This is a genomic window from Ornithinibacillus sp. 4-3 (genome assembly GCF_040958695.1).
Lineage (GTDB): Bacteria > Bacillota > Bacilli > Bacillales > Amphibacillaceae > CALAMD01.
Genome location: NZ_CP162599.1, coordinates 981,108 through 1,007,285, shown reverse-complemented (window position 1 = coordinate 1,007,285; position 26,178 = coordinate 981,108). Strand labels below are relative to the sequence as shown.

General features: G+C 35.5%; 23 protein-coding genes. 5 read left to right on the top strand and 18 right to left on the bottom strand.

Translation table 11 applies throughout. The annotated features are described in order from the left end of the window. Window positions 1-458: 458 nt before the first annotated feature. Window positions 459-1,061: an alpha/beta hydrolase gene (locus AB4Y30_RS04920; protein ID WP_368654375.1), complete on the top strand. Its 603-nt coding sequence runs from the start codon at window positions 459-461 to the stop codon at window positions 1,059-1,061. Window positions 1,062-1,199: 138 nt separating this feature from the next. Beyond that, window positions 1,200-1,811 (top strand): NAD(P)H:quinone oxidoreductase type IV, encoded by a 612-nt coding sequence (gene wrbA, locus AB4Y30_RS04915; protein WP_368654374.1) that lies wholly within the window; start codon window positions 1,200-1,202, stop codon window positions 1,809-1,811. Between the two features lie 154 nt (window positions 1,812-1,965). On the opposite strand, the gene AB4Y30_RS04910 is transcribed toward wrbA, so the two are convergent. The 5 genes from AB4Y30_RS04910 to AB4Y30_RS04890 all read right to left on the bottom strand — a co-directional run bounded on the left by AB4Y30_RS04910 (window position 1,966) and on the right by AB4Y30_RS04890 (window position 7,828). Then, window positions 1,966-2,205 (bottom strand): indolepyruvate ferredoxin oxidoreductase subunit alpha, encoded by a 240-nt coding sequence (locus AB4Y30_RS04910; RefSeq protein ID WP_368654373.1) that lies wholly within the window; start codon window positions 2,203-2,205, stop codon window positions 1,966-1,968. Between the two features lie 192 nt (window positions 2,206-2,397). After that, window positions 2,398-4,572: a DNA topoisomerase III gene (locus AB4Y30_RS04905; RefSeq protein ID WP_368654372.1), complete on the bottom strand. Its 2,175-nt coding sequence runs from the start codon at window positions 4,570-4,572 to the stop codon at window positions 2,398-2,400. 190 nt (window positions 4,573-4,762) lie between these two features. Then, a complete protein-coding gene (locus AB4Y30_RS04900) occupies window positions 4,763-5,878 on the bottom strand; it encodes an AbrB family transcriptional regulator (RefSeq protein WP_368654371.1) in 1,116 nt (371 codons plus the stop codon). Window positions 5,879-6,067: 189 nt separating this feature from the next. Then, the gene (locus tag AB4Y30_RS04895; RefSeq protein WP_368654370.1) at window positions 6,068-6,649 is read right to left on the bottom strand and encodes a DapH/DapD/GlmU-related protein; all 582 of its coding nucleotides are present in this window, start codon (window positions 6,647-6,649) and stop codon (window positions 6,068-6,070) included. Window positions 6,650-6,934: 285 nt separating this feature from the next. After that, a complete protein-coding gene (locus AB4Y30_RS04890; protein ID WP_368654369.1) occupies window positions 6,935-7,828 on the bottom strand; it encodes an AEC family transporter in 894 nt (297 codons plus the stop codon). Between the two features lie 364 nt (window positions 7,829-8,192). On the opposite strand from AB4Y30_RS04890, the gene AB4Y30_RS04885 reads away from it, so the two are divergent. After that, window positions 8,193-9,053 (top strand): S1 RNA-binding domain-containing protein, encoded by an 861-nt coding sequence (locus AB4Y30_RS04885; RefSeq protein ID WP_368654368.1) that lies wholly within the window; start codon window positions 8,193-8,195, stop codon window positions 9,051-9,053. A gap of 86 nt (window positions 9,054-9,139) precedes the next feature. On the opposite strand, the gene AB4Y30_RS04880 is transcribed toward AB4Y30_RS04885, so the two are convergent. Next, window positions 9,140-9,418 (bottom strand): hypothetical protein, encoded by a 279-nt coding sequence (locus AB4Y30_RS04880; protein WP_368654367.1) that lies wholly within the window; start codon window positions 9,416-9,418, stop codon window positions 9,140-9,142. A 665-nt stretch (window positions 9,419-10,083) separates the two neighbouring features. Here AB4Y30_RS04880 and AB4Y30_RS04875 point away from each other — a divergent pair. Next, window positions 10,084-11,286 carry a dicarboxylate/amino acid:cation symporter gene (locus AB4Y30_RS04875; protein WP_368654366.1) on the top strand — a complete coding sequence of 401 codons (1,203 nt, stop codon included), beginning with the start codon at window positions 10,084-10,086 and terminating at the stop codon, window positions 11,284-11,286. Window positions 11,287-11,347: 61 nt separating this feature from the next. Here AB4Y30_RS04875 and AB4Y30_RS04870 read toward each other — a convergent pair whose 3' ends face one another. The 3 genes from AB4Y30_RS04870 to AB4Y30_RS04860 all read right to left on the bottom strand — a co-directional run bounded on the left by AB4Y30_RS04870 (window position 11,348) and on the right by AB4Y30_RS04860 (window position 14,973). Beyond that, window positions 11,348-12,664, bottom strand: coding sequence for a uracil/xanthine transporter (locus AB4Y30_RS04870; RefSeq protein ID WP_368654365.1), 1,317 nt, complete (start codon window positions 12,662-12,664; stop codon window positions 11,348-11,350). A gap of 215 nt (window positions 12,665-12,879) precedes the next feature. Next, the gene (gene arcC / locus AB4Y30_RS04865; protein ID WP_368654364.1) at window positions 12,880-13,818 is read right to left on the bottom strand and encodes a carbamate kinase; all 939 of its coding nucleotides are present in this window, start codon (window positions 13,816-13,818) and stop codon (window positions 12,880-12,882) included. 135 nt (window positions 13,819-13,953) lie between these two features. Continuing rightward, on the bottom strand, window positions 13,954-14,973 hold the full coding sequence (locus AB4Y30_RS04860) for an asparaginase (RefSeq protein ID WP_368654363.1): 1,020 nt from the start codon (window positions 14,971-14,973) through the stop codon (window positions 13,954-13,956). Between the two features lie 228 nt (window positions 14,974-15,201). On the opposite strand from AB4Y30_RS04860, the gene AB4Y30_RS04855 reads away from it, so the two are divergent. Continuing rightward, the gene (locus AB4Y30_RS04855) at window positions 15,202-16,098 is read left to right on the top strand and encodes a cation diffusion facilitator family transporter (protein ID WP_368654362.1); all 897 of its coding nucleotides are present in this window, start codon (window positions 15,202-15,204) and stop codon (window positions 16,096-16,098) included. 295 nt (window positions 16,099-16,393) lie between these two features. On the opposite strand, the gene AB4Y30_RS04850 is transcribed toward AB4Y30_RS04855, so the two are convergent. The 9 genes from AB4Y30_RS04850 to AB4Y30_RS04810 form a co-directional block, all read right to left on the bottom strand. After that, window positions 16,394-17,686, bottom strand: coding sequence for a M20 family metallo-hydrolase (locus AB4Y30_RS04850; RefSeq protein WP_368654361.1), 1,293 nt, complete (start codon window positions 17,684-17,686; stop codon window positions 16,394-16,396). A gap of 125 nt (window positions 17,687-17,811) precedes the next feature. After that, window positions 17,812-18,756, bottom strand: coding sequence for a dipeptidase (locus AB4Y30_RS04845; protein WP_368654360.1), 945 nt, complete (start codon window positions 18,754-18,756; stop codon window positions 17,812-17,814). 63 nt (window positions 18,757-18,819) lie between these two features. Beyond that, window positions 18,820-19,530 (bottom strand): gamma-glutamyl-gamma-aminobutyrate hydrolase family protein, encoded by a 711-nt coding sequence (locus AB4Y30_RS04840; RefSeq protein WP_368654359.1) that lies wholly within the window; start codon window positions 19,528-19,530, stop codon window positions 18,820-18,822. Between the two features lie 192 nt (window positions 19,531-19,722). Beyond that, on the bottom strand, window positions 19,723-20,670 hold the full coding sequence (locus tag AB4Y30_RS04835) for a biotin-dependent carboxyltransferase family protein (protein WP_368654358.1): 948 nt from the start codon (window positions 20,668-20,670) through the stop codon (window positions 19,723-19,725). After that, window positions 20,663-21,436: a LamB/YcsF family protein gene (locus AB4Y30_RS04830; protein WP_368654357.1), complete on the bottom strand. Its 774-nt coding sequence runs from the start codon at window positions 21,434-21,436 to the stop codon at window positions 20,663-20,665. Before AB4Y30_RS04830 ends, AB4Y30_RS04835 begins: the two co-directional genes overlap by 8 nt. 10 nt (window positions 21,437-21,446) lie before the next feature. Further along, complete coding sequence (gene pxpB / locus AB4Y30_RS04825) at window positions 21,447-22,166, bottom strand: 5-oxoprolinase subunit PxpB (RefSeq protein WP_368654356.1); 720 nt, start codon at window positions 22,164-22,166, stop codon at window positions 21,447-21,449. Between the two features lie 225 nt (window positions 22,167-22,391). Next, window positions 22,392-23,618, bottom strand: coding sequence for a diaminopropionate ammonia-lyase (gene dpaL, locus AB4Y30_RS04820; RefSeq protein WP_368654355.1), 1,227 nt, complete (start codon window positions 23,616-23,618; stop codon window positions 22,392-22,394). A gap of 44 nt (window positions 23,619-23,662) precedes the next feature. After that, the gene (locus AB4Y30_RS04815) at window positions 23,663-25,060 is read right to left on the bottom strand and encodes a serine hydrolase domain-containing protein (protein WP_368654354.1); all 1,398 of its coding nucleotides are present in this window, start codon (window positions 25,058-25,060) and stop codon (window positions 23,663-23,665) included. 96 nt (window positions 25,061-25,156) lie between these two features. Next, complete coding sequence (locus tag AB4Y30_RS04810; protein ID WP_368654353.1) at window positions 25,157-26,164, bottom strand: D-cysteine desulfhydrase; 1,008 nt, start codon at window positions 26,162-26,164, stop codon at window positions 25,157-25,159. Between the last annotated feature and the right edge of the window lie 14 nt (window positions 26,165-26,178).

The window sequence follows — 26,178 nt, the reverse complement described above, 5'->3', positions numbered from 1 at the left end:
TACCACAGTCTATTTAATAGTAGTAGAACAATTGAATGAAGTTTCACTTAATTAGAATGTTTCATTTAATTCTACATGGAACCAAGAAAGGAAACAACGAATAATTTCCCTTCTTGGTGAAAACATATATTAGATCTTATTATTTTTCTTTCTACAGCAATGAGCTAAGGAATTCCGTTGAACAACAGTTAATTCAAACGAAATTCCTTCTTTAAAAAAATAAAACTATGGGTTGCATGTTTATTTTATTTAAGATATAATTATAACGAATTCGAGATAAATGAATTAATTATAAATACGAATACTTAAACTCAACCCTAATCTAAGTCGGTAAAATATGTAGAGGCTAAAAAAATATTAAAAAGGATATAATTTTGCTTTATATCTCGAATTAATAATAATTGAAATGGAGCAATTTTCCCTTCTGTGAAGGTTCAGATATTAAAGGAGGATATGAAATGAAACATATATTTCAAAAAGGTAAGGACCATAACAAACCAACTCTACTACTTCTGCATGGAACTGGTGGAGATGAATCAAATCTATTGCCTATTGCAGAGATAATTGATAAGGAAGCATCCGTACTCAGTGTTCGTGGGAATGTTTTAGAAAATGGGATGCCCCGCTACTTTAAAAGATTGGCAGAAGGAGTATTTGATGAAGAAGATCTGATCTTCCGCACAAAGGAATTAAATGAATTTCTTAATCAAGCAGCTCAAAAATATGAATTTAATCGAAATAATATGATAGCAATCGGTTATTCAAATGGTGCTAATATAGCAGCAAGTTTATTATTTCACTATCAAGATGCTTTAAAAGGTGCTATTCTTCATCATCCTATGGTGCCAAGAAGAGGAATTGACCTTCCTGATTTATCTGGAAAATCTGTATTTATTGCTGCTGGTACTAATGATCCCATTTGCCCTCCGGAAGAATCTGAGGAATTGCAAACATTATTGGAAGGTGCAAATGCGAAAGTTGAAATACATTGGGAAAATAGAGGCCATCAATTAACACTTGAAGAAGTTGAAGCAGCTAGCAAATGGTATTCACGTCTATAATATCACTCCATTCATTTGTGGTAAAATAACTTATTTTTGGAGGTGATTGATATAAGAATTATTTAAAATGCAAAAAGAAGTTATAATAATGTTTTTTTAAGATAAACTATGTGGAAAATCAAAGGAGACGAAAAAAATATGTCAAATGTTAAATTAGCAGTAGTATTTTATAGTATGGGTGGAACAAATTATCAATTAGCACAATGGGCAGCAGAAGGAGCTAAAGAATTAGGCGCAGACGTAAGAGTATTAAAAGTAGAAGAACTTGCACCTGAAGCTGTTATCGAAGGAAATGAAGGATGGAAAGCAACTGTTGATGCAACGAAAGATGTACCAGTAGCTACTTCAGATGATTTAGAATGGGCAGATGCAATTATCTTTAGTATACCAACTCGTTTTGGTGTAATGCCATCTCAAATGAAACAATTTATTGATATTCAAGGTGGACTTTGGGCAAGTGGTAAGACTGTTAACAAAGTTGTTAGTGGGATGACTTCTGCACAAAATCCACATGGTGGACAAGAAGCTACTTTATTATCATTATATACTACGATGATGCACTGGGGTGCTATTATTGCTACTCCTGGTTACACTGATCCAGTTGTATTTGGTGCAGGTGGAAATCCATATGGAACAAGTGTAACAGTTGATCAAGATGGTAAGATGGTAGAAAATGTTGAAGATGCTGTTAAGTACCAGGCTAAACGTACAGTTACAGTTGCAGATTGGGTTAAAAAAGGTAATCAGTAAATAGATGTAACAAAAAAGAGGATGTCCAAAAAGTTTATTTTCACTCACTTTCTGGACATCCTTTTAATATTGAAGAACAGTAGCAATTTCTAAGCTTTTAAACAGGGATGGGATGATATTAATGCTTTTTGTTCTTAGTCTATCATTATTTACCTTAGCGATCTGCGAAAAATTCTTCCGCTTTTTGCAAGAAAATTTCTTGCTCTGGTGCTAAATCATATTCTTCTACGATTGCATCTACTGGACAAACAGCAACACATGCACCGCAGTCAATACAAATATCTGGATCTATATAAAATTGATCTGGTCCTTCTTCAATACAATCAACAGGACAAACACTTACACATTCTGCTGCCTTTTCTTGTCTACAAGGATCAAGAATAACGAAAGCCATCTGCAATTTACCTCCCCTATGTTCTCAAGTTCGATATCATAATAGAGTAATTTTCACAAATAACTCTTTGGTATCACTATACCAGTATAATGATACACGATAAACCTCATGAAAGTAAATTATTTTATTTTTTTGTAATAAATTTGGCAAATTTGAGAATTAATCGCAAAAATACCTTTTAATATAATGCTACTATTTTTTAAATTTAGCTAATGCATCTGCTAATGCATTATTTGTAAACTCTTCATTTTGTTTTTTCATATATTGATTTACTTCACGTTTAGAAACTTTATGCTTTTTCTCATGTTGTTTCCTTTTATTAAATGTTGATAATTTCTCTCGATGTCCACAAGAACAAGTAAATGTCTGCCCTTCTCCTTCTCCACGTAATTCCAAGCGCTTATGACAATTAGGGCAACGAGCATTCGTGCGTTTTAAAATATTCTTCTTATGTCCACAAGAACGATCCTGACAAACAAGCATCTTACCTTGTTTATTATTGATTTCAAGCATTAACTTACCACACTTCGGACAATTGGTTCCTGTTAAATTATCATGTTTAAATATCTCGTCAGATTGTTTAATCTCACTAACCACTTGCTTTGTGTAGGCTTTTATTTCTTTCATAAATTGTGCTTTATTTAGTTTTCCATCTGCAATTTGCTTTAATTTCTGTTCCCAAGACGCTGTTAATGATGGAGAACGCAAATCTTCTGGAACTAAGTCCAACAGCTGACGACCTTTAGCTGTTAAATAAATATGCTTCCCTTTTAACTCCATCATCATACTACTAAATAATTTTTCAATAATGTCAGCACGTGTTGCTACTGTACCAAGACCACCTGTTTCTTTAATTGTTGTTACTAATTTTTGATCTTGTAGCTGCATATATCGTACAGGATTTTCCATCGCTTGCAGTAGTGTTCCTTCCGTAAATCTACTTGGTGGCTGTGTTTCTCCACTCGTGCGTTTGATTGTTACTTGTAGTACTTCATTTTCTCTTAAGACAGGTAAGCTTTGTTCGTTTTGCTGCTCTCCTTCTTCTGTAAAGTTTTTATCATAAATAGCTTTCCATCCATGCTGTTTAATCACTTTACCTTTCGCAACAAATTTCTCCTTCGCAATTTCAGCAGTTACTGTGACCTGTTCAAATTCGAAAGGTTCTGCTAGCACTGCTAAAAAGCGTTTAACGACAAGATCATAAATTCTACGTTCTTGTGCAGATAACTCATCTAAAAACACCGCTTCTTCTGTCGGAATAATTGCATGGTGATCTGATACTTTATTATTATCCACTACCGATTTTGGTAATTGATGAATTTTTTTTCTTCGCAAAATATCATTCGCGATTTTTCCATACGAGCCGCTGGCACTTGCTTTTATTCTTTCAGGCAATGTGGACACGATATCTGTTGATAAGAATCGAGAATCTGTACGTGGATATGTTAATATCTTATGACGTTCATAAAGGCTTTGCATAATCGTTAATGTTTGCTTGGCAGAAAAGTTAAATAAGCGGTTTGCATCACGCTGTAATTCTGTTAAATCATATAGCTGTGGTGCAAATTGCTTCTTCATTTTTTTCTCTATTTTAGTCACTACTGCCTTCTCATCTGTTAATTGTTTCATCAAAGCATCTGCTTTTTCCTTAGAAAAAATACGAGCATTGTTTTTTTCGTCTTGCCAATATAAGGTAAATCCTCTTCTTTCTTTGGCCTCTATTCCATAATATGTTTTTGGTTTAAAATTCTTAATTTCTTGCTCTCTTGTAGCAATAATTGCTAGCGTAGGTGTTTGTACACGTCCTGAAGAAAGTTGTGCATTAAATTTTGTTGTCAATGCGCGTGTCGCATTTAAGCCAACATACCAATCAGCTTCTGCACGAGCTACTGCAGACGCGTATAAATTTTCATAGTTCTTTCCTGGCTTTAGCTGACGGAAGCCATCACGAATCGCTTTATCTGTTACGGAAGAAATCCACAGACGTTTGATCGGCTTTTGAACACGTACACGATCAATAATCCAACGTGCAACAAGCTCTCCCTCACGTCCCGCATCTGTTGCGATAATAATTTCTTTTATATCTTTTCTACTTAATTGAGCTTTTACTGCATGGAATTGCTTGCTCGTTTGTTTAATAGTCGTTAACTTTAAACGATCTGGTAGCATTGGTAAATCTTCTAAATTCCATTGCTTATATTTGGCATCATAGGTTTCTGGGTCCGCCAAGGTTACTAAATGTCCAAGTGCCCAAGTAACGATATATTTATCTCCTTCTAGAAAACCAGAACCTTTTTTATGACATTGAAGCACTCTTGCAATATCTCTAGCAACAGAAGGCTTCTCTGCAATTACGACACTTTTCATAGTTCAAAAAACTCCTTTATTATTCAAAATGGAACAAAAATATTTTTAGTTAATTGTTTCTGAACATAAATACTTAAAAATTCTTTTGTCCCAGTCATTATCTCTATACTCAACTATAACACAACTAGATTCTGACAGAAATACAGTAATGAAGGTACAAATTTAATTCTAAAGTAAAAAAGCAAGAGCACTAGGATGTACTCTTACTTGATGGAGACATTGATTTCTTCTGTTTCTCTTTACCAGGTTTAAAAATAAGATTAAAAGTAATTGGAACAAAAAAGAAAATAAATAAAGTCCGAAATAACTGATATCCAGAGACAGTTGATAAATCTGCATTTACTGCATGGGCGATAATTCCCATTTGATCCATACCACCTGGTGCTAAACTAAGCATAGCTGTTCCAATGGTGAAGTCTTGCATGATGGCTAATAAAAAACTGAGTAGTATCGATCCACATATTAGTAATACACCACTAATTAATGCTAATCCTACTGTTTTATTTCGCGATGGTAAAGATTTTATATTTAATAATAATCCAACATATGTACCGATCATAAATTGGCCTGCATTAATCATAACATCTGACAGCTCTGGTCCTGCCACTCCACTTAGTTGTAATATCATTGTTGCTAAAATAGGCCCAAGTAATTGAGGTGTAGGTAATTTTATTTTTTTGCCAAGATAAATAAATACAAATGATGCAACAGTAAAATAAAGAATATTTGGGAACATACCAATAGATGCAGTTACCGGTTCAATATATTCTGCTACCTGTCCACCATTATTACGAAATATTGGCATTGAAACAATAAGTGGAATAGAAACAATAATCAAGATAACACGAATGATTTGCGTAACAGCTACTACTGCAAAATTAATTCCCTTTGTTTCCTCCGCAAGTGTTAAAATTTGCGAGAGCCCACCAGGTATACTAGCTAAAATAGATGTTTGATAATCAATACCAGATAGCTTTGAAACAACCCAAGCTATACCCGCACAAAATATTATTAAAATAAATGTCATGGTGAACATCAGTGGTAATTGTTTTGCAATATCTCGTAGTGCTTCTGCCGTCAATGACATCCCAATAGTATATCCTACAATCATTAATCCAACTGTTCGTAGCGATGAATGCCAAGCAAAATCAATCTTTAAAAAATTATTAGCAAATACCATGATAACCATTGGCCCAATAAGCCATGGTACTGGAATATGGAGAAATTTAAATAATAACCCTCCCATTATAGCAACAATGGTTGTCATTATTATCTTCCAAATAAGTTGCAGCGGATCTGCTTTCATTATAAATGCCTTCTTTCCTGGTGCAATCCTTTTATTCACTTATTTATATATTAATCCATTTTCCGAAATAGTTGCAATTAAGATGACCTTTACAATTGTTTTCCACGTGATTTATGCCTACTAATATCTTTACATACGGAAGTGCTTCCAACCTCATAAAAAGTTGCTAATTTACCTTGTGAATTACATTCAATCTTCTATCTTATCTTCTAAATTAGTGATAAATTTCGCGGGATTTCCACCAACAATTGTATTAGGTGCAACATCTTTAGTAACTACTGAGCCAGCCGCAACGACTGAATTTTCTCCAACCCTCACTCCTGGAAGAATCGTTGCATTAGAACCAATCCAAGTTCTCTTCTCTAGCACAACTGGTTTTAAATGTAATGTTCCTCTTTTTAATGGGTGAAAATCATGATTGATTGTTGCAAAAACAACATTATGTCCAATTAAGCTCTCATCTCCGATATGGATTCCACCTTGATCTTGAAATCGACATCCAGAGTTTATGAATACATTTTTCCCTATTGTAATGTTTTTCCCAAAGTCTGAAGTAAATGGCAAGAATAAGGAAAAACCTTCATCTAGCTCTTTTCCAATAATTTGGGAAACTTGATTTCTAACTTCCTCATCTGTATATATACCATTATTCAATTGGGCGCATAACCGTCTTGTTTCAGCCGACACAGCAGTCATTGCCTTATTAACTTCTGAACCACCATGAATAATGCCCTCTGTAGTCATTTTTAATAAAAGCTCTTCTAATTCCATGTTAATCTTTCCTTCCTATTTTTTAAATAACCTTATTTAGTTAGTAATGAATAATCTCTTATGATACAGCCTTTCCTTAGGTTTGCCTGATTTTTTGTTAATATCATTATAAAATGACAATTATATAAATAACAAATATCTATATTGAATAGCCCACTATAGCTTAAAAGCATATTACTTTTTAGTGAAGAGAATTCAAGAGGAAAAGCAATTTTTAAAACAAATTTTGTTAATAGCACAAAAAACATCCCTATTGAAAATACATTCAATAAGGATGTTTTAATACTATATAAAATTTAACAATACGGTCAGAGAAACCACACTTATTAAAGTTGTAACTAAGGTTATACTTGAAACGAGATCGGGTTCTGTATCAAATTCCAATGCAAGCAAGGTTGTTGTCGCTGCGCTTGGCATAGAAGCAACAATAATAATAACAGATGCAATCATCGGTTCAACATCTAATAAGGCAACAAATCCAAGTGCAAGTAATGGAGAAATAACCATTCTGATAATTGTAGCTGATGTAATGACCTGCCAATTAAATTTAAGTGATGTGATAGATGCGAGCTGCATTCCTAAGTTAACCATCATAATTGGAATCGTTGCAGCACCTAACATTTCCAATACAGAAAGAATCGATGCTGGTACCTCTAGTGTAAGTCCTTGGCAAAGAAATGCTAGGATGACCGCATATGTAGCAGGCATTTTAAAGACTGTTTTCACAGCTTTTAATGCCCCACTTCGACTACGAGAAGCATAATATACACCGAAAGAGTTCATAATAATTTGTTGTAAAACCATAAAAAACACACCATAAGCAACTGCTGCTTCTGGTAAAACAAAAATAATCACGGGAACTCCATAATTCCCGCCATTCATAAACGCTGTTGTTAATATTGAAGCACTTTCTACAGATTGTGGCCATTTGAATATTTTCGCCAAAATCTTATTCAAGACAATCATACAAAAGAGTAAACTAAAAGCAAATATAATAACAATTGTAAATCCTTTATTAAAGTTCGCATTATAAAGCGAGTTAAATGCTAATGCCGGTAAGAAGATATAAATGGCAACAGTAGATACAGATTTAACATCAAGTACACGGATCCTCTGTAAAATATATCCTAATCCAAAAATAGAAACAATTGGTAGCACTACACTAAAAAATAATCCCATTTAAAAAGCATCTCCATTATGTAAATTTCATCTGTATATCAAATTTGTCTGGAAGAAATCTTATTTCTATTTATATTCCCACATCTACCAAAGACTTCATTTGACAAGAAGTATATTATTTTTCTATGTAAATCATAATATTTTTAAAGCTGAGATTTTTAATTGATTAAAATAGTTAGGAAAAGGTTAATACCATTAATAAGTCTATCATATTTTTGTCGAATTTGTGTACAATATTTTTTTACCCGAAGCAATTTTCTCTCGTATTTTGTAATCTGTGGTTACATTTCATGGAAAAACAATACACTACAGAAACAAATTGGTATAATAAGAAGAACGAATAAGGAAGAAGGTAGGTATACATATGGATTTTGTATCACTTGGTACTGTGCAACGCCTAAAGGTGGATCGTGCAATCGAAACAGGCTATGTTCTGAAAAAAGAAGAAGCGGAAATTTTACTTCATCATAATGAAATAACAAATACCCCTGAAGTTGGAGAGGTAATCGAGGTATTCCTATATCATGACAAAAATAATCGAACAGTGGCTACAATGAGTATTCCAACAATTCAGCTAGGAACATATGGCTGGGCAGAGGTGGTTGAGGTTGTGCCACGTCTAGGTGTTTTTGTTCAGATTGGAATTGCCAAAGAAATGCTTGTTTCAATTGATGATTTACCATTATTTGAAAAAGTATGGCCCGCAGTAGGCGATCAGCTTTTTGTCACACTTAGTAAAGATCATATTGGCAGACTATTAGCTATTCCTGCAACTGAAAAAGTAATGATGGAAAGAAGAGAAATAGCACCCGATGAACTACTAAATACAACTGTAAATGGACGTGTATATCGAACCAGTCGTGAAGGTACAGCCATTATGACAGAAGAAGGCTATCGGGGTTTTATTCATCACACAGAAAGAAAAAAAGAACCCCGTTTAGGTGAATTAATCGAGGCACGAGTCATTCAAATAAAAGATGATGCTACCCTTAATCTCTCCTTGCTTCCACTCAAACAAGAGCGAATTAGTGATGATGCTGAACAGATCCTTCAGCATATTATTGACAATGATGGGGTAATTCCTTTTAGCGATAAAAGTGATCCAGAAGAAATTCGAGGAACATTTGAGATGAGTAAATCTGCTTTCAAACGAGCATTAGGTTCATTATTAAAAGCAGATAAAATAGAGCAACGGGATAATCAAACATTTTTAAAAGAAAATTAATAGATAAAAATAAAACTGCACCTCCAATGGCTAGATATATCTAGCCATTGGAGGTGCAGTTTGTCTTTGTTCATATAGACTTCTAATTATGCTTTTTGTGCGTATGAATCTAGAATTGCTGCGATAATCATTGCAATTGCTGCAGAGAATAAGCAAGCAAGTCCCCATCCGCCAAATCCAGCACCTAAAATATCTACTTTTTCAAGAATTATAGCAAGTAGTAAGAATACTAATCCTGCAAAGAACACTGCTGCGAATGGATAATACATTGTAAATCCTTTTAAATTAATTTTTGAAAGAACGAATGCTAAAACTACTAATACTACAGTCATAACAATTCCAATCGTAAAAACCGCTTGTATCATTAGATCACCTCATAACATTATGTAAGTATAATTTCTCATATATTTACATTCTACATATGCGTATATAGAAAGTCAATAAATCACCTGTTGATAACTTTCTTTGCTAATTTATATTGTCACAATTTTATCAAAAAAGAACGAAAAGCGAAAGTCGAGCCCGCTTAAAAACGTAGAGATTGGTGTGGCAAAACCAAGATAAAGGAAGCATGCCCCTTTAGGGGTATCCGACGTTAGGCTTTAGCCTGGTTTTAGTCGGGCTTCCTTATAAAACAGAACTAATGTTGACTTTCACCCGCAGGGCATAAGTGCGACTACGACTCTGTCTACGCCTGACGGCTTGCCAATCGTCAAGTCTTCTTTATTGTAGGGCGGCTCGCGTTAGCTCGTAGTTTTTGGCGCTCGGAGCTAGACAGCGCTACCTCTGAATAAAAAACAACTTGTGAAAATTTTTATACTTTTCTACGCAATAATAAACTAACTATTTTAAATTATTTCTATTTTCCTGTATTTTATGTTTACTTTCTGTATAATATTTATTAAGGAAGGCTTTTCCACTTTAATCATTCCTCATATTCTACTTCTAGAAATTGGCCTTTCTATAACAAAAAACGAGAAAAGGAGGTTCTTTTGTTCTTGTATTTTAATTTAACATGGAGGAGGTACCAATGAAGAAGTTAAATATTCTATGGCAAATTGCAATTGCTCTTGTTTTAGCAATTATTGTTGGTCTAATTTTTGGTGAAAATGCAAAGTATGTTCAACCATTAGGCGATTTATTCCTCAGACTCATCATGTTCATCATCGTTCCATTAATTTTATCTAGCATCATTGTAGGTGTTGCAAGCGCTGGAGATGTTAAAGTACTCGGTAGGCTTGGCGGTAAAACATTATCCTACTACCTGATTACTACATTTATTGCTGTAACAATCGGTCTATTAGCAGGTTTTATCTTCCAACCTGGTTCGGGATTAGATGCAGAGATTGAAGAAGCAACAACTGCACCAGAAACAGAAGGTGTTGTACAAACTTTATTAAATATTATTCCAACAAACCCAGTAGAAGCTTTAGCATCGGGAGATATTTTACAAGTTATCTTTTTTGCTATTTTTATTGGAATCGGGATCGTACTTGTTGGTAAGAAAGCAGAGCCTGTACATCGTTTCTTTAACTCCTTAGCTGAAATCATGTATAAAATTACAGGTATCATTATGATTCTCGTACCAATCGGAGTCTTTGGACTTCTTGCTCCTGTTGTTGGGGAATATGGATTAGCTGTTATTATGCCATTAATGAAGATTATTTTAGCTATGTTAGTAGCATGTCTTGTTCACCTTATCTTTATTTATGGAACAGCGGTTAAAGTACTCGGAAAAATGTCACCAATTCGTTTCTTCAAAGGTATTTTACCTGCTGCTGCCGTTGCTTTTAGTACATGTAGTAGTTCTGGTACACTACCAGTGACAATGAAAAATACCCAAGAAAACTTAGGTGTTTCTAAAACTACTAGTAGCTTTGTACTTCCATTAGGTGCAACAATTAATATGGATGGAACAGCTATTTATCAAGGTATTGCCGTTATGTTTATTGCTCAATATTTTGGTACTTCATTAACATTCAGTCAATTGATGACTGTCATGATTGTTGCAACACTTGCTTCTATTGGTGCTGCTGGTGTTCCAGGGGCAGGCTTAGTTATGTTAACAATGGTACTAGCTGCAGTAAACTTACCATTAGAAGGAATCGCACTTGTTGCAGGAATTGATCGAATTCTTGATATGATGCGGACATCTGTCAACATTGTTGGAGATGCTTCTGCAGCAGTATTTGTTGAAGAATCAGAGAGAAAACGAAAAGACGTAGCCGCCTAACCGCTCATAAAAAAAGTCTGGGACTCTCAAAAGTTAAGTTTTGAGGAGAACCAGACTTTTTTTATGCTCTATTTTCTTTTTGCAAACCGATACGATCCCAATTTAATGTGTTTTCCAAAATAACAGCTAATAAAATCCCTACTAGTAATCCACTGCTTAGTAATGGTCGAATAACCATTGGAATAGAGTCAAAATATGTAGCAGGCATTGTCATAATCGTTATTCCTACAAATAAAGGAATAGCAACACGATAAGCATTCATCATATTAAACTTAACCTGACTAAAAAAGCTCCATGCCGACTGAAATAATAATAAATAAGCTACAAATAATACCGCACTCCCTATGCTTAATGGAAGCTTTGAGAAAAATGCACCAATGGATGGAACAAGTCCCATTACCATAAACATTAATCCCCCTAGAATAAACGGTAAACGCTGTAATATATTAGACTGAATTAAAAATCCAATGGAAGAAACATACGGTGCATAAGGTACAAGTCCAAAAACACCAGAAACCATATTTACTATACCTGTAATGGTAAAGCATCCACGATATTGAGCTTTAGAAGTTTTTTCATCATACAATGCTTCTGACCCTTTTAATGCGCCAAATGTATTTGCTAAATTGAGAAGTCCTGCAAATATTGCTGTCAAGATGACCCCAACATTTAATGCTGGCTTGCCCAGTGGAAAAAATTCTACGACAAAGGATGTTTGTCTTTGCTCCGAAGCAGGTTGGAAAATAAGAGAAAATGCTACCCATCCTACAATAATTCCGATTAATAATCCATAACGTCTAAGCTGGATAGGTGCCTTTAAATTAATAAGAATAACTAAGATAACAATTCCAATAGATAATAAAGAATAAGTTAAATGAATTCCTGCACCCTCTTCTACTGTTCCAAAAGGGATTCCTAGCATTCCTTTTAAAAAGATGCCTACTAATTGCACGCCTAGTAAAAAGATAAATACACCCATCACTGCTGGATTAAATAATTTCGCAAGCTTTGGACCAAAGCCGCTCAAACCAATAATTAAGGTAATCGCACCTGAAATAATAATCCCGACTGCCAAGCTTCCTCCTAATTCTTCAAGTGGAATTCCTTGAGCAGCAGACATATTTACTAAGGTTAAAAATACACCCCACCATAAACCTGACTGCCCTTCCATCAATGCTCGACGATGACCAAGTAGCGCCTGCAAGACACATGCAAGTCCTGTTACAATAAAGGAAAGCTGCAATAAAGAAACTATCTTTTCTGGTGGTAATTGATAAGCCGCTCCAACTGTGATTGGAATAACGACAATATTTGTAAAAATAAAGAAAAGCCATTGCAAGCCTGCAATCCAATTATTGGATTTCCATAATTCTTTCACGATGATATCCTCCTAAGTTGTTCTTGATGCAAAAAAATCTAGATCTATATGTGAACATGCTTCCTATAGTCCATTAAATTCTGTGACATCTATTAAAGTCTATTTTCAAAATTTTATCACCTAGAAGATGTTAGACAAAGATAAAAACGGGCTTCAGATAATGCTTCATCTACATTCTATCTGACAACCCGCTTTAAACAAAGCTAGATACTTTTTTATTTAATAATCATTGTTCCTGCTTTACCTTCAATTGCTAAATCGGCTTGATCTAATGAACAAATAACTGCTTTACCACCTTTTTCAGCAAAAGCAATTGCTGAACGCATTTTAGGCTCCATACTTCCTGCCGAAAAATGCCCTTCTTCAACATAGTTTTTCGCTTCTGCTAAAGATAGTTTTTCTAATTTCTTTTGCTCTGGTTTGCCATAGTGAATATAAGCATTCGGTACATCTGTTAAAATCATTAACATATCTGCATTTACTTCTTCTGCAAGCTTAAATGCACTACTATCTTTATCAATCACTGCTTCCACACCAATAATCGCACCTTGCTCATCACGAATAACTGGAATACCTCCACCACCAGAGGCAATAACAATCGCTCCTGTATCTACTAACATTTTAATAGTTTCTGAGCCAATAATTGACTGCGGCTTTGGTGAAGCGACTACTCGACGCCAGCCTCTTCCTGCATCTTCTTTAACATCCCAACCCTTTTCATCTGCTAATTGCTTCGCTTCCTCTTCCGAATAAAACAACCCGATTGGCTTAGTAGGGTTTTGGAATGCCTGATCGTTTTTTGACACTTCTGTTTGTGTTAATAAACTAACTACTTGCTTATCAAGCTTTAACTTATGTAAAGAATTTTTCAAGGATTGGTCAAGCATATAACCGATAAATCCCTGTGACTCTGCACTACAAACATCAAGTGGGAATGGTGGAACAACATGCTTCGCTTCTTCATTTTGTCTTAAAATATTTCCAACTTGCGGACCATTTCCATGTGTAATAATAACTTGATGTCCGTTTTTAATGATTCGAGAAATGATTTCTGTACTTATGCGCACATTCTCTAATTGGTTTTCAAAAGAACCTTCCTGACCTGGTTGTAAAATGGCGTTTCCACCTAATGCAATAACTACTTTTTCTGGCATAAGTAACTCACTCTCCACTAATCGCGAATTTTCTTCACAGCATTTTTTCAAGGACTAATTATATGCTTCTCTTCTATCACTGTCAATAATATTTTTAGATAATTCGATTTTCCGAAAAATTAACATAAAAATTGATTAAAGTCGTTTTAACTTAAAGTTTGGAACAACTTTACCAATAGCTTCATCTCTTGCATTTAGAACTGGTGCATGATGATAATCTTTTAATTGCTCCCAAATGGTAGGATTCCCAATTTGTAATTGTTGAAGTACTTCCATAGATGCAACGCTTGAAGCTCTGCCTTGTCCATCCTCTACTTTTACAATTACACCAATGCCTGTCTCACGATCTCCGTAGCAATGCACCCCTTCTGCACCACTTTTAGATACAATTCTTCCTTTAAATGCAGTCATTAAATCTGTATCATAACGTTTTGTTCCTGCTACCATTTCTGGATGTGTGGTCATGGCATCACGCACACGACGTAAAGAATCTTTACGTTGCTCACTTCCTTGTTCCCAATGTTCTGGAGCTGCTAACCGAGCAAAGCCTAATGCAGTATAATATAAAGGTAATCTATGTACAGGTACTCCACAGCCATCTACAGATGTTTTAATTTTATCTCGTGCATATCCAGTGATATTAGCAATATTGTCAATAATTTGTTGTTGATAAGGATGAGATACTTCACGATAAGATTCCACATCAAATCCCTGCATCACACATGCAGTAAGCATACCTGAATGTTTACCTGAGCAGTTACTGTATAATGGAGTTAATTCACGACCTTCTCTTATCAACTGTTTATAACTTTCAAAATCCATTGGCACATGTGTACCACATTGTAGATGATCTACTTCCAATTGAATCTTTTTCAGAATGTTTGACACTGCTTCACGATGATAAGGCTCTGCACTATGGCTTGCACAGAACAAGGAAAGCTCTCTGTCCTCAATTTGGTACTTTTCAATAGCTCCTGATTCTACGACTGAAATAACTTGAAAAGGCTTCATTGATGATCGAGCAAAGGTTTGACGAAATGGATTTCCATAGTACGCAATAAGATCTCCATTTGCATGAACCACTGCAACATGGACATCATGTGTGCTTTCTACAAATTCACCACGGTATACTTGAATTGGCTTTGTATAATTCATTTGTAAGATCCTTTCTCTTTTATCTATATTGTTTTCTAGTATATATTGTAACATTTTCGACTAGTTTTGCGAAAATTCCTTCATAAAATATTTATATATTTTGATTTAAGATTGGAGTAATATTCCAAAATACTTTATAATGGTAAAACCGCATTCTTAATTAGATCATCCTAATTGAGAATGATATACTTTTACATATTCATTTAAATGAATTGAGGTGAGCGTTACGTGCATGAAACTTCGCGTGTTATTATAGTCGCTACATGGGTTGGTATTATTGTTAATGCACTACTTACCATTTTAAAAGCTGTTGGTGGATTAATATCAGGAAGCCGTGCGTTACTCGCTGATGCACTTCATTCCGCATCTGATATTGTCGGCTCCATAGTTATTTTATTTGCAGTAAAAATTGCCGCTAAGCCACCTGATGAAGAACATCCATATGGACATGGGAAAGCAGAAAATATTGCTTCTTTCATCATAGCGTTACTACTGATTGTCGTTGGTGTTGAAATAAGTATTTCATCTGTTAAAATATTTTTCGGGGAGCAACCAGTAGCACCTACCATGCTTGCTTTAATTATTATCATTATCTCATTGCTTGTTAAAGAAGTGTTATTTCATTACAAATACTATCTAGGAAAAAAACATAATAGCGCTGCTCTCATTAGTGAAGCTTGGCATCATCGCTCTGATTCCCTATCTTCCTTAGCAGTGTTAGTAGGTATTACAGCAGCCATGCTTGGAGAACATTTCAATATTCCTTTATTGGTTTACGGTGATGCTATTGCTGGAATCGGTGTTTCTATTATTGTAATCAAAGTCGGTGTTGACTTAGCCAAGGAATCCTCCGTAATTATGATGGAAAAGGTACTAGAACCAGATGCTACTCAAACATTTAAAGAAACTGCCTTAAATATTGAAGGCGTTAAAAAAATCGATCAATTACTTGCTCGTACACATGGTCGATATGTCGTGATTGATGTTAAAATTAGTGTCGATCCATATATAACGGTTGAAGAGGGACATGCTATCGCTAGGAAGGTAAAACAAACCTTACAAAATAAACATGCAGACATTGAAGATGTGCTTGTGCATGTGAACCCATATAATAAGGATAGCTAAATGACTTAGCTATCCTTATTTATTAGATAAGCAAGTATATATAATTGGTACAAATTAATTCTTATTCAAAGATAGCCATGTCTAGCTCCGAGCGCCAAAAACTAAGAGCTAGGGCGAGGCCCCCTACAATAAAGAAGACTTGACGATTGGCAAGCCGTCTGGCGCAGACAGAGTCATAGTCGCACTTTCATCGGCTAAGTTCGATTACGTCGCGTTTTTAATCCGTATCTCCTACGTGTTGTGCTCGTGATGTCACGTTCTTGGCCTGTAAGGGCGTGACTTGCGCTTTTCGTTATTATTGCATTTTCTCAATAAATTTCTTTAAAGCTCTTGCTGCCATCACTGCATCTGCAAGCTCTGTCCATTCCGCTGGATTATGACTAATTCCAGCTTTACTTTGAACAAAAAGCATAGCTACTGGCCATTTTTGACCAAGAATCATTGCATCATGACCTGCACCACTTGGCAAATAATATGGTTCTACATCCAATTCTTCTAGTGTCTCTGCTAATTTTCCTTGCAAATCCTTAGCAATTGGCACTGGAATAGTATCCATCAGTTCTTTGTAAACTACGTCAATATTAAATTTTTCTCCAGCTTGTTTTGCTGCTTCCTTGACTTGAAGTGCTATTTCATCACGAGTATCTTGATAGATATCGCGCAGATCAACAAATAACTCAACACTACTAGGAATTACATTCACGCCGTTAGGCTTTACATTTAACTTCCCTACGGTAACTACTGCTGAATCATTATATTTTCCTGGTAATTTATTAATCGCTAACATAAAATCACTAACTGCAAGCATTGGATCTCTACGATCAGTCATAGGGGTATTTCCAGCATGACTCGCTTCACCTGTAAATGTAAAAGCAATCCACTGGGCACCTGCAATACCAGTTACAATTCCACAAGGTAGATTTTCTTTTTCTAATCGCTTTCCTTGCTCGATATGTACTTCCACATACATCTCAATCTCTTCTTGTTCCCTGCTAGTTGTCTCATATCCTTCAACAGTTAAACCAACATCCTTTAATACTTCTTCAAAGCTTCTACCAGCTGAATCTGTTAATCGCAGTTTTTCAACCATATTCACATCTCCAGTAAAAGCTTCACTTCCATTTAATCCACCGTTAAAGCATGCTCCTTCTTCATCTGCAAAGATCACTACCTCATAAGGCTTTTCTGGAACATATCCTGAGCTTTGCCAAGCATCAACAATTTCTAATGCTAGCATAACTCCTAATGGACCATCAAAATGTCCCCCATTTGGAACACTATCCACATGTGAACCACTGACGATTGCTGGTGATTCAGGATTCTTACCTGCTAATCTACCAATGACATTTCCTCCACCATCAAATCGTACATCTAATCCTGCTTCACGCATCCAGCTAGCTATCAGTTCTTTTGCCGCTTTTTCCTCCTGAGAGTATCCAGGTCGATTAGACCCGTTGCTGCTTGTACGTCCAATTTTTGATAAATGACTGAGTCGCTCTGCAATCCTCTCACCACTTATCCCATCTCTATCATTCTTTTTATCATAATTTGCTAATAAGTTTTCTTTTAAGTCATATACCAAATCCATCCCCTACCTTCCTATAAAATACGTTTAAAAGGAGGCTAGAGCGAAAGATTTTTAATCAAAGAATTTCGCGATTCTGATTAAATCTTTACTACCCCAGCCTCTTCATATTATTAGCGTAGATTAATTTATTTTGGACGATTATCTAAGAAGTTTTGATAAGCAAATCCTTTCACTTGCTCTTCGGAATAATGCTTTAATAGTTCATTGATTAAATTCGGAAACATTGATGCATCTTCGAAATCTTTAATATAACTATCTATTCCATCAAAATCAGAACCAAATCCAATAAATTTCTCTCCACCTAATGAGCATAAATGATCAATATGTTTGATTAAATCAGCAAAAGTAGCTTGATTTGTACCATTGATAAAAGAAGGATAGAAAACAACCTGGATTAATCCCTTCTTCTCGAAAAATGCTTTCACTTGATCATCATATAGATTTCGCACATGGTCATAAATTGCACGAGAATTAGAGTGACTTGCGATTAGATAATCAGCATGCTCAACAATATCCCAGAATCCTTTTACCGTAGAATGGGCAACGTCTGTAAATACTTTATGCTTATTATTTAATTTCACTACATCAATTCCTAACTCCGTTAAACCACCACCACGTGGCTCGCCCGCGCCATCAGCGCATAAATTAGGATTATTCCATGTCATTCCCATAGATAGAACACCTAAGCGATATAGTGTGCGTAGCTTCATCAAGTCATTTCCAAAAGCATCAGCACCTTCTAATGTTAATACTGCACCGATTTCGTCTTCTTTAAGATAATCCATATCTTCCCATTTACGAATATGCTTCATCTTCGGATTCTTCAACACTTCTGTATAGAATAAATCTACTTGCTCTAATGCATGCTGCCATTTTAAATCAGCAGGAACATTCGGGAGAATAAAAATCGCAAAAAATTGTACCTTTACATTTCCAGCCTGCAAACGCTCAAAATTGGTGTCTAGCTCTGTTGCATTTTGATAGTTTAATGGTTCAACCCCATAAGATGCTCCATTTTGTGCTCGTTGCAGCTTTAATAATGCATCACAATGTGTATCAATTACTTTCATGTGAACAGCCTCCTAGATTATTTTCTTCATGAAAACATACTAGATTTTATAAAAATCTACCACTTAGTTTTCCTTACAAGCTTCGACAAATGCTTTGAAAAACGCTAATGATTCTTCATTTGTATCTAATAGATGTTCTGGATGCCATTGAATACCTAATACAAAGTTCTCGCCAGTTCCTTCAATTGCTTCAATTATTCCATCACTTGCTGTTGCGCTTACTTTTAATCCTTTTCCAGTATCCTTACACGCTTGGTGATGATAACTGTTCACTTTTAATTTATCTTTACCAGCTATACGATTTAATAGACTTCCAGCTTCTACTTTTGCAAAATGAGTTTCATAGCTATTTGGTGCTTTTTGAAGATGCTTGATTAACTCATTTTCTGTTTGTGCATGAATATCCTGATACAAAGTTCCGCCTAAAGCAACGTTTAATACTTGTGCTCCACGACATACACCAATAAAAGGTTTGCCCATTTCTAAAACTTTCTTAGAAATAGTGATTTCAAAAAAGTCACGATTTGGAGTAATCCCTCCTAAATCTTTATGTGGTTCTTCTCCATATAATAATGGATCCACATCTGCACCACCAGATACATATAATCCGTCAATTCTTTCTGCAAGCTCTTGAATTTTATCTTCGTCTGAAATATTTGGTAAAACGACTGGGATTCCACCTGCACGTGTGATTGCTTCTACGTCTTCCTTACCAATAATATTATTCTCTTGATCTAGTTCCATATGAGATGTAATTCCGATTAAAGGTCTCATCTAATATCCTCCATTCACTTGTTCCATAATTAATATGTATAATTTTTCTGACCATTCAGCTAATATTATACATCAAATGAAATCCTTTACATAATGAATTCTCTAAAAAATTATAAAAGGAATAATCCTCCATGTAGAATTCATGCTCTATAAGGGCTGATTTAAAAATGTTCAGTTACTAAAAACTATCTACTATACCATACTTAATCTCTGTAAAAATAATGATTGTTGTCGATAGAGCCGCTGTGCCTTCTCTAAAGTAACGGCTTCAAAAGTTAGGGATTCGCCTGGGTTTTTCTGAGTTAAATAAGGTAAATCTGTAGAAATAACAGTTGCAATACGCGTGTATCCTCCTGTTGTTTGTCTATCTGCTAATAAGATGATTGGATCTCCACTTGCCGGAACTTGAATAGTTCCTGGAAGAATAGCATCAGAAAAAATATCTGCATGTTCACGTTGTACGAGTTTAGGTCCTTTTAGCCGATATCCCATTCGATCTGCTTGGTTCGTCACTTCATATGTTTCATTCAGGAAGCTTTCAATACTTTCCTCTGTAAATGCAGCATCATCTGGACCTAATAATACTTTGATGCTTCTTTCTTCTGCATAGGTAGGAATAAAATCATAATGTAGACTTCTCCCGTTTATTTTAGCGAGTTGTTCCGTTGCTTTTCCAATTGGTAAGCAATCTCCTTTTCTAAGGCTCCTGCCTAAAAAGCCACCAAGCTGCGCTTTTACATAAGTAGCTTTACTTCCCATAACAATCGGAACATCAATACCACCGTGAATAGCAAGGTAGGCATACATCCCTTCCTCCGGTGAGCCAAATTCTAATATTTGATCCTTATGTACTATAAAAGACTTCCATAGCGGGACAGGGGTTCCATCTAACTTTGGTGATAATTTTGCTCCACAAATAGCAAGAACTGCTGTATCTAAAAATCGAATTTTAGGACCTATCCAGGCAATTTCCAAACAGGCTTCATTTCTTGGATTACCAACTAAAATATTGCTTATCTGTAATGCAAAAGAATCCATTGCTCCTGCCGCAACAATCCCATACTTTTGCATACCATAACGACCTAAATCTTGTACGGATGTTGCTAAACCAGGTTTAATGATTTCGATTATCTCATTCATACTGAGCTCCCACACTTCTTATCATAATGCCTTGATTTGTTAATTGCTCACGTAATATTTTTACAAATTTTAAGGAGCTTGATTCATCTCCATGAACACAAATAGTATCTGCTTGAATCGCAATATCTGATCCTTCCACTGTTTTTACTTTTCCTTCTGTCACCATACGAATCACACGTTCTGCAGCTTCTTTTGCATCATGAATCATTGCATCCGCTTGCGTTCGGCTTGTTAATGTTCCATCTGGTTGATAAGTCCGATCAGCAAATACTTCTTCCGCTACACGTAAACCGAGCTCTTTTCCTGCTTTAATTAATTCACTTCCAGATAAACCAAATAAAATCAGTTTCGGATTAATATCATATACTGCATGTGCAATCGCATCGGCAAGTGCTCGATCAGTGCTTGCCATATTAAATAATGCCCCATGTGGTTTCACGTGCTGTAGCTGATTCCCATGAATATGTGCAAAGCTTTGTAATGCACCAATTTGATAAACCATGCTGTTATAAATATCTCTTACATCTACTTGCATGACTCGTCGACCAAAGCCAATCAAATCATCTAGTCCTGGATGTGCTCCTATTGCAACTTTTTTTTCTGTAGCAATTTTCACCGCATGACTCATCACATTATGATCACCCGCATGATAACCACAGGCAATATTAGCAGATGTGATGAAATCCATAATCTGGTCATCTTGTCCAATATGGTAAGCACCAAAGCTTTCTCCTAAATCACTATTTAAATCTACATAAAACGTCATGCTAATCCTCCTAGTCCATTTCCTTTACTACAATTTCATAAGTATTCATTTCTACTTGGGATTTAATTTCTTCATAAGTTTCTCGAGCAATTGGAATAAACTGTATATAATCTCCTGCTTCTAATAAGAAAGGATTTACTTGCTCTGGATCATATAATTTTAATGGTGTACGACCAATTAGTTGCCAGCCACCTGGTGTCGCTAAAGGGTAAATTCCTGTTTGCTCTCCAGCAATTCCAACAGAACCAGCTGGAATCTCTTGACGTGGAACAGCTAATCGAGGTGTTGCAATTCGCTTATCCATACCTCCTAGATATGGAAATCCAGGCGCAAAACCAATCATATAAACTAAATAAGTCTCCTGATGATGCAATCCAATTACTTCTTCCTCATCTAATCCATTATGCTGAGCTACAGTTGATAAATCAAAAGCAAATTCATGATCATAACAGGTTGGAATCTCAACAATTCTTGCCTTAGGAATGGTCATATGATTTAACTTGTTTTGAATTTGAAGTACTTTTTCCTTTAAAGATTCATATGTAATTTCAAGTGGATTATAATAAATAGTCACTGCTGTATATGTTGGAATCCATTCAATAATCCCCTGAATGTTTTCCTTTTCAAGAACAAAAATAAAACTACGAATACGTTCATTTGTCTCTATAGAAATTTCATTACCAAATTGTATACGCATTCCTTGATCACCATAAATTTGAATATTAAACATAAGTATCCCACCTGTCCAGATTAACAGTTCTATCTCCTGTCTAAGGATGCAGCTATCCGATAACTTTATCCTTTATATAATGTAAGGAAGTATAAGAAATTGCGCAAATCAATGCTTATTCAGAGCTAGCGTTGTCTAGCTTAGAGCTTTTCTTTATTATACAGGAAGAAAAACATTCGCTATTAGCTTAAATGTCAGCCTCTAACGAATGTTTTGATATCAAAGTTATTTTTCTGCTTGATACGCAAATGCGCCTTCCCATACAATATTCCGGTAATTATCTGGATTTGTGTTCCCTTCTGTATTTACCACAATAATAGAAGCATTCTCATCTAGGTCTAGTGCTGTTTTCGCTTCATGCAATGCTTCATCTGTAGCTAAACAATACACTAAACCTGCTGTTACGGCTCCAGATTCTCCAGCAATAATGCGTTGATCCTCATCTAACGGATGCCCGAGGATTCGCATTCCTACCGCAGCAATAGATTCGTCACAGGAAAATGAAACATCTGTATACCTTCGTAAAAACTCCCAAGCAGCGGGGTTTGGCTCTCCACAAGCAAGCCCTGCCATAATCGTATCCATCTCTCCATAAACAATTTCATAGATTTCCTCATTGGATACAAAAGAACGATAATAGCAATTTGCTTCATGTGGCTCTACAAGTATAATTTTAGGTGGCTTTTCTTTAAATGCATGTAAGAAATAAGCTGCAACAGATGCTGCAAAGGAGCCAACGCCTGCTTGTAAGAACACATGTGTTGGGGCTTTTTCTGTATGCTCCTTTATCTGCTGTACTGCTTCACTTGCCAAGGTTGCGTAGCCCTGTATAATCCATTCCGGAATTTCTTCGTAACCTTCCCATGAAGTATCTTGTAAAACAACCCAATCCTTTTCAAAAGCTGTTTGTGCAGCTAAACGTACAGATTCGTCATAGTTAAATTTAGTTACTTCTACAATTGCTCCTTCATCAACAATTGCTTGCTCGCGATGCTCTGACGCACCCTTTGGTAAATAGATTACCGCACGATGACCCAATTCACGTGCAGCCCAAGCAACTCCTTTTCCATGATTTCCATCTGTTGCAGAGATAAAAGTAATTTCACCAAGTTCTTCCTTCACTGCCTCTGACTTTAATTCTTCAAAGGAAAGTGTTTCAATATCTCGATTTAAACGTTTGGCTAAATAACTACCAATGGCATAGATACCACCAAGTACTTTAAAAGCATTTAATCCAAAACGATAGGATTCATCCTTCACAAATAAATGCTTTACACCAATATGGTTTGCTAAATGCTGCAAAGAAACTAATGGTGTTTGTGCATAGAGGGGATGTGTACTTTGAAATCTCCCCGCTTTCCTAGCTGCTTCATGAGAAAAAACAGATGCTTGCTCTAAATAATTGCTATCTTCCTTCATTAAATTCTTTTGAAAGCTAATTTTTTGAGCCATCATTCTTCCCCCTTTTCTCATTTATTTCTATCAATCTTCTAATTTTAATTTTTCGTTTTAGGGATGTAACGTACACCAGAGAATACGCCTTTAACTTCTCCCGCTTCTACAATAAATTTCACTTTATTTCCGCCGTTTGTACAGAAACCATGTTCCGTATAACAACGAAGTTCTTCCATAGCTGTTCCTGCACCAATTTGAAGTGTCCCATCTACTAATTCAACATTTAATTTTTGACCTTCATCAGAAGCATATGCCCCTACATATTGTTGTAACTGAGACTCGGATACTGGATGTTCTGCTACGATATCTAGCTTCGGATTTGGGATTTCTAACACATGATGTAAAGCTGTCATAGCCATGTCCTCTGCATTTACTTCAGCTAAATTAATCAATACAGCAACTGAATAATCTTTTGCTATTGCCATATGTGCAGATACTCCTTTAATGCTTCCTCCATGACCTACAATTTTTACTTCTGGATAATTACGTAATTGTAAACCATAACCATATTCCACATCATTAGGCCCTACAATATGTGTCGTTGTCATTTTTCCAATACTATCTGCAGATACAACCTGTTGCCCGTTCACTGTTCCACCATTTCGGTAAACTTCTAAATAACGGATAATATCCATTACACTTGCCTTAAGTGATCCATTTGTATAGATATCACCTACATCCCACCATGCTGGAGAATGAAATACTTCTTTACTACCGTCTTTTTTATATGCATAAAGTTCTGTGACATTATCAAATTGCTTCATTTCATCATATAAGAATGTTGAGCGAGTCATTTCCAAAGGTGTAAATAGATTTTCTTTCACATAAGGAATGAAATCTGTGCCACTAGCTCTTTCAGCAATTAATTGAAGCATCGCAAAGCATTCATTCGAATAATTGATTGTTTCTCCTGGCGCTCCTAATAATTCAAAATCAAGATCAGCAATATAATTTAACATGCTTTCTACATTGCGCACATTCTTCGCTAGCATTTCTTCAGATACTTTCCCACTCAAATAATTACCATCTGGATCATCGGCAATACTTCTGGCACGAACACTATTTACTGCAGACATACCTGGTAATCCACTTGTATGTGACATCAAATGATGAATTTTCACTTGATCTTGGTATTCTTTATTAGGCAATTTAAATTCTGGCAACCACTTCACTACAGGATCATCTACATTTAATTTACCTTGATCTACTAAATGCATAATCGTTAATGCTGCTAATGATTTTGTTAAGGAAGCAACTCCAAAAATAGTATCTCCTGTAATTTCTAATTGATTGTCTACATCACGATAGCCATAATATTTTTCAAATACTGGCTTACCTTCTTTCGCTACAACTAAAGCCATCCCTGATACATTTGCAGCTTCACATTTTTCCGTTAAAATACGATCTAAATCCGCTAAGCTTTGTTCATTTAATGTCATATTTCCCTCTCCTTGCTAAGCTTTTTCTTGGTAGATTCTTTCTTTATTCTCAGTGTACCATCTATTTATCCGCTTTCACAATGTGATAATGATTGGTCAACTAAATAAATCTTCTTCAAACAAGTCCATGTTTTCATAAAGAGCAGGTGATCCACCAGAATGAATAAATAATATATTTTCATCTTTTTTAAACTTTCCTTTACGGATTAAGTCAATTAAGCCAGACATTACCTTTCCAGTATAAACAGGATCTAATAGAATCCCTTCTGTACGTGCAAGCATTTGCACAGCTTCTATCATTGCTTTTGTTGGAATCGCATATCCTTCTCCAACATATTCATCATAGAAATGAATCTTTTCTTTTGGTAAATCTACTTTTGTTTCTAATAAATCCGCTGTTTTTTCGACTAAATCGAATACTGTTTTTGATACTTCCTCCGTTGAACCCGTTACCCCAATCGCTGAAAATTCAACATGTTCATTTCTTCCATATAAACCTAATAAAAGCCCGGCAGTTGTAGCACCACTACCATTTGCAGCTATAATATGATCAAAATCTATTCCTAAATCAAATGACTGCTCAATAATTTCCTGTGCACAAACAGAATAGCCAATTGTTCCAAGCTCATTAGAACCGCCAACCGGAATCGGGTAAGGTTTCTTCCCTTCTGCCTCTAGTGCTTTACATACTTTTTCCACTTCTGCCTGTTTATCTGTACCATTTTCAAACACATGCACATGTGCACCTAATAATTTGTATAAAAAGTTATTTCCACTTGCATTACGATTGTATTCTTTAATTGCTGTTTCCTCTAAAACAAGATGACATTCTAAGCCTTCTTTTACTGCCGCTGCCAAAGTAAGACGACAATGATTAGATTGCAGAGAACCACAGGTAACTACAGTATCTGCTCCTTTAGCTAGAGCATCAGCCATAATAAATTCTAATTTTCTAGTTTTATTTCCTCCTGCTGCTAAACCTAATAAATCATCTCGCTTTATATAAATATTTGGTCCATCTAATAATGCAGATAAACGTTCTAATTTTTCAATTGGTGTTTTATTTGGTGTGTACTTTCTTCTTGGAAATTTTGTTAATAACATCTTAGAGCTCTCCC

Excerpts from the sequence above, each read along its gene's own strand:
- AB4Y30_RS04895 (WP_368654370.1), bottom strand. The coding sequence starts at position 6,649 with ATGGAATTAGAAGAGCTTTTATTAAAAATGACTACAGAGGGCATTATT.
- arcC (WP_368654364.1), bottom strand. The coding sequence starts at position 13,818 with ATGCCAGAAAAAGTAGTTATTGCATTAGGTGGAAACGCCATTTTACAA.
- AB4Y30_RS04890 (WP_368654369.1), bottom strand. The coding sequence starts at position 7,828 with ATGGGATTATTTTTTAGTGTAGTGCTACCAATTGTTTCTATTTTTGGA.
- AB4Y30_RS04880 (WP_368654367.1), bottom strand. The coding sequence starts at position 9,418 with ATGATACAAGCGGTTTTTACGATTGGAATTGTTATGACTGTAGTATTA.
- AB4Y30_RS04815 (WP_368654354.1), bottom strand. The coding sequence starts at position 25,060 with ATGACATTAAATGAACAAAGCTTAGCGGATTTAGATCGTATTTTAACG.
- AB4Y30_RS04835 (WP_368654358.1), bottom strand. The coding sequence starts at position 20,670 with ATGAATGAGATAATCGAAATCATTAAACCTGGTTTAGCAACATCCGTA.
- AB4Y30_RS04845 (WP_368654360.1), bottom strand. The coding sequence starts at position 18,756 with ATGAAAGTAATTGATACACATTGTGATGCATTATTAAAGCTGCAACGA.
- AB4Y30_RS04900 (WP_368654371.1), bottom strand. The coding sequence starts at position 5,878 with ATGAAAGCAGATCCGCTGCAACTTATTTGGAAGATAATAATGACAACC.
- AB4Y30_RS04885 (WP_368654368.1), top strand. The coding sequence starts at position 8,193 with ATGGATTTTGTATCACTTGGTACTGTGCAACGCCTAAAGGTGGATCGT.
- wrbA (WP_368654374.1), top strand. The coding sequence starts at position 1,200 with ATGTCAAATGTTAAATTAGCAGTAGTATTTTATAGTATGGGTGGAACA.
- AB4Y30_RS04910 (WP_368654373.1), bottom strand. The coding sequence starts at position 2,205 with ATGGCTTTCGTTATTCTTGATCCTTGTAGACAAGAAAAGGCAGCAGAA.
- dpaL (WP_368654355.1), bottom strand. The coding sequence starts at position 23,618 with ATGGCTCAAAAAATTAGCTTTCAAAAGAATTTAATGAAGGAAGATAGC.
- AB4Y30_RS04920 (WP_368654375.1), top strand. The coding sequence starts at position 459 with ATGAAACATATATTTCAAAAAGGTAAGGACCATAACAAACCAACTCTA.
- pxpB (WP_368654356.1), bottom strand. The coding sequence starts at position 22,166 with ATGTTTAATATTCAAATTTATGGTGATCAAGGAATGCGTATACAATTT.
- AB4Y30_RS04840 (WP_368654359.1), bottom strand. The coding sequence starts at position 19,530 with ATGAGACCTTTAATCGGAATTACATCTCATATGGAACTAGATCAAGAG.
- AB4Y30_RS04875 (WP_368654366.1), top strand. The coding sequence starts at position 10,084 with ATGAAGAAGTTAAATATTCTATGGCAAATTGCAATTGCTCTTGTTTTA.
- AB4Y30_RS04810 (WP_368654353.1), bottom strand. The coding sequence starts at position 26,164 with ATGTTATTAACAAAATTTCCAAGAAGAAAGTACACACCAAATAAAACA.
- AB4Y30_RS04850 (WP_368654361.1), bottom strand. The coding sequence starts at position 17,686 with ATGGATTTGGTATATGACTTAAAAGAAAACTTATTAGCAAATTATGAT.
- AB4Y30_RS04860 (WP_368654363.1), bottom strand. The coding sequence starts at position 14,973 with ATGAATTATACAAAGCCAATTCAAGTATACCGTGGTGAATTTGTAGAA.
- AB4Y30_RS04905 (WP_368654372.1), bottom strand. The coding sequence starts at position 4,572 with ATGAAAAGTGTCGTAATTGCAGAGAAGCCTTCTGTTGCTAGAGATATT.
- AB4Y30_RS04830 (WP_368654357.1), bottom strand. The coding sequence starts at position 21,436 with ATGACGTTTTATGTAGATTTAAATAGTGATTTAGGAGAAAGCTTTGGT.